The 4371-nt window shown below is 37.5% G+C and carries 2 protein-coding genes and 1 pseudogene; all 3 read left to right on the forward strand.

Annotated features, from left to right (window positions below):
- A pseudogene (locus AAOP42_RS04870) lies at positions 1–346 on the forward strand (hypothetical protein); the annotation flags it as partial.
- Between the two features lie 27 nt (positions 347–373).
- Entirely contained in the window at positions 374–1333 is a 960-nt protein-coding gene (locus AAOP42_RS04875) for a tetratricopeptide repeat protein (RefSeq protein WP_349527339.1), read from the forward strand.
- Between the two features lie 212 nt (positions 1334–1545).
- Positions 1546–4371 (forward strand): WD40 repeat domain-containing protein (locus tag AAOP42_RS04880; protein WP_349527340.1); only part of this gene is annotated, 2826 nt, incomplete at its 3' end.

Below are 4371 nucleotides of genomic sequence, written 5' to 3' on the forward strand. Positions count from 1 at the left end.
TTTCAAAACGATTGTGTCAAAATCCAATTCTTTGGGATTGGAAAACTCGTTCCAGCTCATGCAGGAGCTTTTTGCTGACCTGAGAAAGGGAACCGGAGCGGTAGTCATTTCTTCAGCCTCAGGTGCTGAGTTTGCCTTGGAATCTGACGTCTGGAAAAATGGGGTGTTTACTTATTCAATTCTCGAAGGTTTAGAGGGTAAAAAATGTGACAAAGATAAAGATGGTTCAGTTCAGGTCTCAGAACTTAAAGACTATGTTTTTGATCGGGTGTCTGAATTGACCAACGGCAAGCAGCATCCGACGAGCAGGAGAGAGAATCTGGAGTTTGATTTTGTGGTTTGGTAGGAAATTTATTTAAAAGTAATATAAGCTATGAAGAAATTACCCATCATTATTGCGGTTATTTGGGCAGCTTCTGTTAGTTGGTCGCATGGTCAGGTTTGTACAAATAAAAAGGATTGTTATGCTCAGGCGATACTCGCCGAGGAAGGTTCAAAAAAAATTGAATTGCTTTCCAAAGCCCTGACTTATGGGATTCACGTAGATGCTGTCTTAGTAAGAGCTTCTATTTATAAAAGCACAAATGATAATGAAAAAGCAATTGTTGACTACAAGCAAGCGGCAGATTGGGGTTCCGATGAGGCGTTAAACATACTTAAAAATTCATTCTCAATTGACTACTCGTCCGAAGCATACGCAGCAAGGAGAGTCGATGAGAGCTTGAGAGAGGTTCGTGGATACGCAAGCAAGGCTTCAAATTTGAGTCAGAATAGCAACTTTGAGTTGGCCGCAACAGAATTATTGACAGCTGAAAACCTATCATTAGAACGTGGTGATACCGAGAACGCAAGTCACTATACAGTCGGACAGGCTTTTGAGTATTATCAGGCGAAAAAGTACGATCAAGTCATTGCCAAGGCCATGAAGTCCATCGATGTTTATTCAAAGCCTGAGGCAGGAGCATATCAATATATTGGATTTGGTTATTTGGGGTTAGGAAAGGAAGATGAGGCGATCAGGTATTGGAAAGAGGGGTTATCCAAATATGCCAATGATAAAAATATGATGGAAGCGCTAAGTTATGTTTATGACATCAAGGGTGGGAGGTATTATGGGTTAAAGGCATGGGCAAATGCTTACAAGAACTTTCAACAGTCCTACAAGTACAATAGAAATAACCTAAATGCCTTAAAATATTGGGCTTTTAGTGCATATTCTATGAAACGTGATAAAGAGGCATGGCAACTACTGGAGGATTTGGTGAAGAAGGATTCAAAACAGTATCAATCCGTCAAACAGTATTTGGATTATTTGAGATCTGTGTATAAGTAGAGATACATAGATTTCCAATTGAACTTATCCATTATGGAGGTACTGTGCAAACTGCGTCCAGATAGACTGGAGTTTGATTTTGTAGTGTGGTAAGGGATTACCCTTAGTTGAAAATGAGGGTGTCCCCTGATTACCCTAAAGTCAATATGTATTATCTTAGTCTTTATCAATCAGCGTATTGATCATGTCTGTTGTATTCTAAAAATTGCACTATGAAAAGCATCATCTATTTCATTGTTCTCAATCTATTAAGTCATACCCTATTTGCTCAATCTATTGAATATTTTCATCTTCAAGTTCAGCTTGCACATACCGCTTCAGATATTGCTATAGCTAAAAATGGAAAGTTTTTTTGTACAGGAGGGACTGAAGATGGATTGATAAAAATTTGGGAAACTTCTAGTGGAAGGTTATTAAGGGAATTCAAGGGACTTGACGGTTATGCAGATTTGGGGGTTTCAAATCTTCAGATAGGAAGCGACAATAGAAGCATCTCATTTAAGTTTGGCAATAAAATATTTGACGCTGAGACAGGCGAACCCATGAGGACTATGCGTTCCGGAATGATGTCACCAGACGGGAAATGGATTTTGAGCATAAGTGAAAAAAGAGATGCAACAGGCACACCTAATTATGCACTTGAAGTTTATGAAAACGGAGGTCAACCTCAATTGGCCTGGTATAACGCATTGAGTTTAAAAGAGGCCGACATAAAGAAATATTTAATATCTACAGACAGCAAATATGTTTTTTCATTATTCGATAACACTATTCATAAAACGGATATTACCATTGGAAAAGTAATTCAGAAGTTTAAGAAAAAGAATTTACCTGACTTGGAGAACGCTTATGGATGGAAATTACATCCTGATGGAAAGTACATATTCTGGCAATGGGGAAGTAGTATTTATTCACTGAATACTGAAACGCTGGAAAACGTCAGGTATTCAGCAACCGATTATTTGTTGGTATCTGGCAAGTATTTGCCCGATGGCTCTTTTATTGTTATTAAGGAAGATTTTCTTAATCATAACTCTAAAGTGATGATTTATGACGGACATACATTTGAAGAAAAAGAAGATTTGACAGAAATTTTTGCTAAGAGTATTAATTACGCAGACTGGGACATCAAATCATTTGATGTTTCTGGAGATGGAAAATATCTGGTAGGCATTGGGAAAGGCAAACATTCCGGTATTTATATTTTTGATCTTGAAAAGCGACAATTGATTAGAGAAATCATTGGAATAAAGAACAACCTTTCAAACCTGACGATAGAGAATACGGGGAGATTTTTTACTACTAGTGGAGAACAGGACGTGTCCAGTATTTGGGATTTAAATCTGGGTCGGATATATCGAAGTTTTCAGCAACCTGGTATGTCCAGTTCTTTTATTAATCCTGATGGGGATCGTTTGGTTTATTTGTCAAAAGATATCAAAAAGGTCAGACGTGAAAATGGTTATGATTTCGTTGATATTGATATCAAAATGGGCAAAATATACAATACAAAAGACGGTAGTCTCATTTCAGAGACACCTTACTATTATTATGCGCATCCTCTGGAAAATGGCAGTGGCTATTATGGTGTAAAAGATGATGAAGGCTCTAAAAAGAATCTGTCATCGAGTGATTTTAATGGTAGGCTTATTAAAGAGTTTGTGTCAGAAAGTGCCAATACCGATCAGGGTAAAACCGTCGAGTATCACTCCTCAGATGTACGCAAGAGTAGATTCAAGAACGCCGAATTTTTTATGCATCCGTACGTGAATTATTATAATACCATATCGCCTACAGGAAGTATTGGCTGGATGTATGGTATTTACCTAGATTCTGATCGTGAAGAAATAGGAACCACACTTCGCATAAGTTATGACAACAACGCAGCACTTTGGTCTGCAGCAGGGTCATGGTTCAATCTTAGGTTCTCTAATGATGAAACAAAAGCGTTTGAGTATGGAGCAACCTATAGTGGAGGTAATCCATACATCAGTGTTTTGGATAGCAAAACAGGGGCTGAAATTAAGAAAGTTAGAATAATAAGCAATCAGATCAATCATGTCTTCCCAAGTAAAGATGATAGTAATTTTCTGGCATCTGGAACAGAGGGGATAGAAATATATGATTACAGTTCCGATAAAATGTTAAAAATTTTAAAAGGACATAGTGGAGGCGTAAATTATGCACGATACACACCTGATGAAAAAAGGATTCTTTCATTGGGTCTTGATCAGACCATAAAATTATGGGATGTGGCATCAGGGAAAAACATTATAACATTTGTACCAGCTGGAGAGCACGATTATGCGACCGTTACACCAGACTATTATTACACTGCGTCTAAAGATGTAGGTCAATACCTTCATTTTGTTAAAGGAATGGAGACTTTCAGTTTTGATAATTTTGACTTGGCTCTGAATAGACCCGATATTGTCTTGAAAAGACTAGGTGAAGCATCTGAAAAGCAAATTGTAGCTTATAAAGCGGCCTATCTTAAAAGACTTAGTAAGCTGGGATTTACAGAAGATCAGATAAGCAATGAACGTCATTTACCTGATGTTTCTATTATAACAAAAAATATTCCGTACGAAACGGAACAAGGTTCATTTACATTTAAAATCAACGCTCAAGACGAAAAATATAATCTGGATAGAATTAATGTTTATATAAATGGAGTGCCAATATATGGCTCTAAAGGGCAATCGGTTAGGGATATGAAAACAAAAACATTAAAGGATGAAATTGAGCTTGAATTATCATCAGGTGACAATAGTATTCAGGTTTCTGTACACAATGAAAAAGGTGCTGAAAGCATCAAGGAATCTTTTCGAATTGTTTATTCTAAAGAAAGACCATCTGAAACTTATATCGTTTCCATCGGCATCTCCGACTACAGGGACAACAACTACGACCTCAACTATGCGGCAAAAGACGCCAATGATATAGCCGCCAAGTTCGGTACAGATGCTTCCAAGGTTTTCAAAATCACCGACACCAATGCCACCAAGGAAAAAATCCTGGCTGTCAAATCATCATTG

The organism is Reichenbachiella sp. MALMAid0571 (assembly GCF_040151475.1).
Taxonomy (GTDB): domain Bacteria; phylum Bacteroidota; class Bacteroidia; order Cytophagales; family Cyclobacteriaceae; genus CAXBNB01.